General features: G+C 57.0%; 4 protein-coding genes. All 4 read left to right on the top strand.

From position 1 onward, the window contains the following. Nucleotides 1-4: 4 nt before the first annotated feature. The 4 genes from DTF_RS27840 (at nucleotide 5) to DTF_RS0115870 (ending at nucleotide 3856) form a co-directional block, all read left to right on the top strand. Nucleotides 5-130 carry a 3-hydroxyacyl-CoA dehydrogenase family protein gene (locus DTF_RS27840; protein WP_226989387.1) on the top strand — a complete coding sequence of 42 codons (126 nt, stop codon included), beginning with the start codon at nucleotides 5-7 and terminating at the stop codon, nucleotides 128-130. A 60-nt stretch (nucleotides 131-190) separates the two neighbouring features. After that, nucleotides 191-1954 carry an acyl-CoA dehydrogenase family protein gene (locus DTF_RS0115880; protein WP_027716119.1) on the top strand — a complete coding sequence of 588 codons (1764 nt, stop codon included), beginning with the start codon at nucleotides 191-193 and terminating at the stop codon, nucleotides 1952-1954. 105 nt (nucleotides 1955-2059) lie between these two features. Next, the gene (locus tag DTF_RS0115875; protein ID WP_027716118.1) at nucleotides 2060-3085 is read left to right on the top strand and encodes a TRAP transporter substrate-binding protein; all 1026 of its coding nucleotides are present in this window, start codon (nucleotides 2060-2062) and stop codon (nucleotides 3083-3085) included. A 93-nt stretch (nucleotides 3086-3178) separates the two neighbouring features. Beyond that, nucleotides 3179-3856 (top strand): flavin reductase family protein, encoded by a 678-nt coding sequence (locus DTF_RS0115870; RefSeq protein WP_027716117.1) that lies wholly within the window; start codon nucleotides 3179-3181, stop codon nucleotides 3854-3856. Nucleotides 3857-3924 lie beyond the last annotated feature (68 nt).

Raw genomic sequence — 3924 nt, 5'->3', positions numbered from 1 at the left:
GAACATTTTCTACGAGTACATGAAGGAAGCCCGCTTCGCTCCGCCGGGGCTGCTCCGCAACATGATCAAGGCCGGCTACCATGGGCGCAAGACGGGCAAGGGCTTCTACGACTACTCTGAAGAGAAATAATCCGCTTTCCGGCAGCAACGGCTTAAGCAGGATCAAGAAACATATTGAGGAGATCTATCCATGTCGGATCAACTACCCAAAGGCGGAGAATTTCTGCTGACCGACGCTCGCGCTTCGGCCGGCTTTTCCCCGGAGGACTTCTCTTCGGAGCAGCGACAGATAGCCGAGACTACCGAGGATTTCGTGAAAAAGGAGATCCTGCCGGAAATGGACCGCATGGAAGGGCAGGACTTCGCCCTGGTGGTGGAGAAGATGCGGCGCTGTGCGGATCTGGGACTATTTCTTGTCGATATTCCTGAGGAGTTCGGCGGCCTGGAACTCGACAAAGCCACCAGCATGCTGCTGGCGGAGAAAATGGGGCCGGCGGGCTCCTTCTCCATCACCTACGGCGGTCAGACCGGCATCGGTTCGCTCCCCGTTGTCTACTACGGCACGACCGAACAGAAAGAGCGCTACCTGGGGAAACTCACCTCGGGCGAGTGGATCGGCGCCTACTGCCTGACCGAGCCCGACTGCGGCAGCGACCCACTGAGCGCCCGCACCACGGCGGTGCTGAGTGAGGATGGCCGCCATTACGTGCTCAACGGGATCAAACAGTTCATCACCAACGCCGCCTTCGCCGAGTTTTTCACGGTTTTTGCCAAAATCGACGGGAAGCTCTTTTCGGCCTTTCTCGTGGAGAAGGGTTATGCCGGCTTTTCCGTGGGGCCGGAGGAAAAGAAAATGGGGCTCAAAGGCTCTTCCACGGCCCAGGTTCTTCTGCAGGATGTGCGGGTGCCTGTGGAGAACCTGCTGGGAGAACCGGGAAAAGGACACAAGATCGCTTTCAACGTCCTCAACATCGGTCGGCTCAAGGTGGCCGCCACGGCGATTGGAATGGCCAAGGGCGCATTTGCCGAGGCCGCTGGTTACGCAGGAGAGAGAAAGCAGTTCGGCCGGCCAATCGGAGACTTTGGCGCCATCCGGGAGAAACTGGCGGACATGACGGCCGCCACCTATGCCTCCGAGTCCGTGGTTTATCGTGTGGCCGGCCTTCTGGATGAACGCATCGCGACCCTTGATCGCTCAGGCTCGGATTATTACGAGCGCTACCAGAAGGCCATCGAGGAATACGCCGGCGAATGCGCCATCGCCAAGGTTTTCTGCACCGACATTCTAGCCGATGTGGTCGACGAGGTGGTTCAGGTTCATGGGGGCTACGGATACGTGAGCGAATACCCGGCCGAACGCTACTATCGGGACGAGCGTATTCAGCGCATCTTCGAGGGAACCAACGAAATCAACCGCATCCTCATCCCCACCCTTCTTTTCCGTCGGGCCGAGAATGGAATTCTCGCACTTCACGAGCGGGCCGGAGCAGCCTGGGAGGAGATCCGGGGCGCCGGAATGGAGGGCATCGAAGGTGAAGGGTTGTTCGCCGGAGAGTTCGCCCTTCTGGGCAACCTGAAGCAGCTCTTCCTGGCGATCCTCGAGGCCTCCTGGACAGCCCGGGAGTCTCAGGAGGTCTTGCTGGCACTGGCGGATCTGGTCATCGGCATCTTCGCACTGGAGAGCGTGATTCTGCGGGCCAAAAAGGCGTATCCGGGGGCAAGCTCCCGGAAACGTGAGCTCCTGGAGGCGGTGGTAAAGGTTGCGGCCTTCGAGCGGGCGGTCCGCTTTCATCTGGCCGCCTCCCGCTGCAATGCCTATGCCTTGGAAGGGTCCGAGATGGCTTCAATGCAGCAGGCTATCGGACGCCTTTCGACCTATCGACAGGAGGGACTGCTGGGATCCAAACAGCTCCTCGCCAAGGCGGCGATTGAGGCGAAGAATTACATGTTCTAACAGGGTTCCACACACCCGCAAAAGGTTGTTTCGCAGTCAGGCGGGGCACGGAGCCAAGGACCAACCCATAGTATCCAAACCCCAAAGCAGAAAAGGAGTGTAGCCATGAAAAGTTATTTTCTTCGTCTCTTATTGGCAGGTCTCGTTGGTTCATTGCTCTGCAGTCCGGCGATGGCCGATCCCCTTGAAGACTGGAGTCCCAAGTTTGACCCCAAAGGCGCCCAGTACACCTATCTACTCTCCAACATCACACACCCGTCGCAGAAGGCCGCAGCCATAGGCTACCACATCCGCGACGCCGTCTGGGAGCGCAGCGGGGGCCGCCTCTATGTCGATTATCGTCCCATGGCCCAGCTCGGCGGCGAAAGGGACGTCATCAACAAGGTGAAAATGGGGGCCGTTCACGGCATGGTCTTATCCAATGTGGCGGCGGTCAACATCAACCCCAAATTTGCCTTCCTGAGCCTTCCCTACCTCATCGAAACCTATGAAAAACTTGAGAAGTTCCGTCAAAACAAGGAACTGTTCGACGAGTTCCGCGACATCGCCCTTTCTCAAGGGCTGATGACCGTGGATCTCACCGGATACGGTAGTCAGGGCTGGGCGACCACTCAACCCGTCCAGACTCTCGAGGATGCCAAGAACATCAAGTTCCGCATCGCCGAGGCTCCTGTCTTACGGGACATCTTCAAGACCTGGGGCCTGCAGTACACCGTCATGCCTTGGCCGGACGTCGCCCATGCCATGCAGACCGGGGTTATCAACGGCCTCGATCAAACCGCCATCACCTGCAGCATCACCAAGAAATTCGAGATAGCCAGGCATTTCACTGAAGTCAACTACATTCAGGGGATGTTTATTCACTACATCAATAAACGGTGGTACGATAAGCTGCCTGCAGATCTGCAGAAGATCCTGATCGAGGTCATTGAGGAGGAGAGCGCCAAAACCCGGCTGGCCAATCAGCAACAAGAGGATGAGCTGATAGCGTCCGCCAAAGCCGACGGCGTCCAATTTTACAAGCTCTCGGCGCAGGAAGAGCAGAAGCTGAAGGATACGGCTGTCCCCGTCTATAAATCATGGGAAACACGGATCGGAAAAGACTATCTCGAAAAGATGCGCAAGCTTTAAACCTCCTCGGATACTCGTCGAGCCTTCTAGAAGCCCGCCGAAAGGCGGGCTTTTAAAGTAACTGCCCTCAGAAGTCCCATGAAAGGAGTCTTGATGAATTATGATCCGCAGCAAAACAATCACGGCTTGCCGCAGAGCCCCTTCAAATCATGTGTTGTGCCTCGGCCGATCGGCTGGATCTCCACCTTGAGTCCGACCGGGGAGCACAACCTGGCACCCTACAGCCAGTTTCAGAATCTGACCTTCGATCCTCCGTATGTCATGTTTGCCGCTAATCAGACCACGGAGGGGAGGCGGAAGGACACGGCCGTCAATGCTGAGCAAACGGGGGAATTTGTCTATAACATGGCCACCTATGATTTGCGGGAGGCGGTGAATCGATCCGCGGCCGAAGTCCCTCCGGAGATTGATGAATTCGAACTGGCAGGCGTCACCAAGGCTCCTTCCCTCCTTGTGAAACCCTGCAGGGTGGCGGAGTCGCCGATCCAGTTTGAATGTACCTACCATCAGACGCTCCGCCTCCCTGGAAACGGACCCATGGGCACGGTGGATGTTATTATCGGCCGGGTGGTCCAGGTGCATATCAAGGATGAGTTCATCGGAGCCGACGGACGCATCGACATTCTGCGAATCCGTCCTTTATGTCGTCTCGGCTATTACAATTATGCGACGATCGACTCGTCTTTCGAAATGGTCATCCCGGGAGGAAACCAGAACCTGCTTACCGGACTGGAAGGTGCCGCAGAGCTATCGCAGAGGTCTTCATGCTGAAGAAAACCGTCAAGACAATCGACAAAGGCATCGAATTCGTCGAGGATTGGTCCCTTTTCCTCGCCGTC

Source organism: Desulfuromonas sp. TF (genome assembly GCF_000472285.1).
Taxonomy (GTDB): domain Bacteria; phylum Desulfobacterota; class Desulfuromonadia; order Desulfuromonadales; family ATBO01; genus ATBO01.
This window is presented reverse-complemented; position numbering and strand designations above follow the sequence as displayed.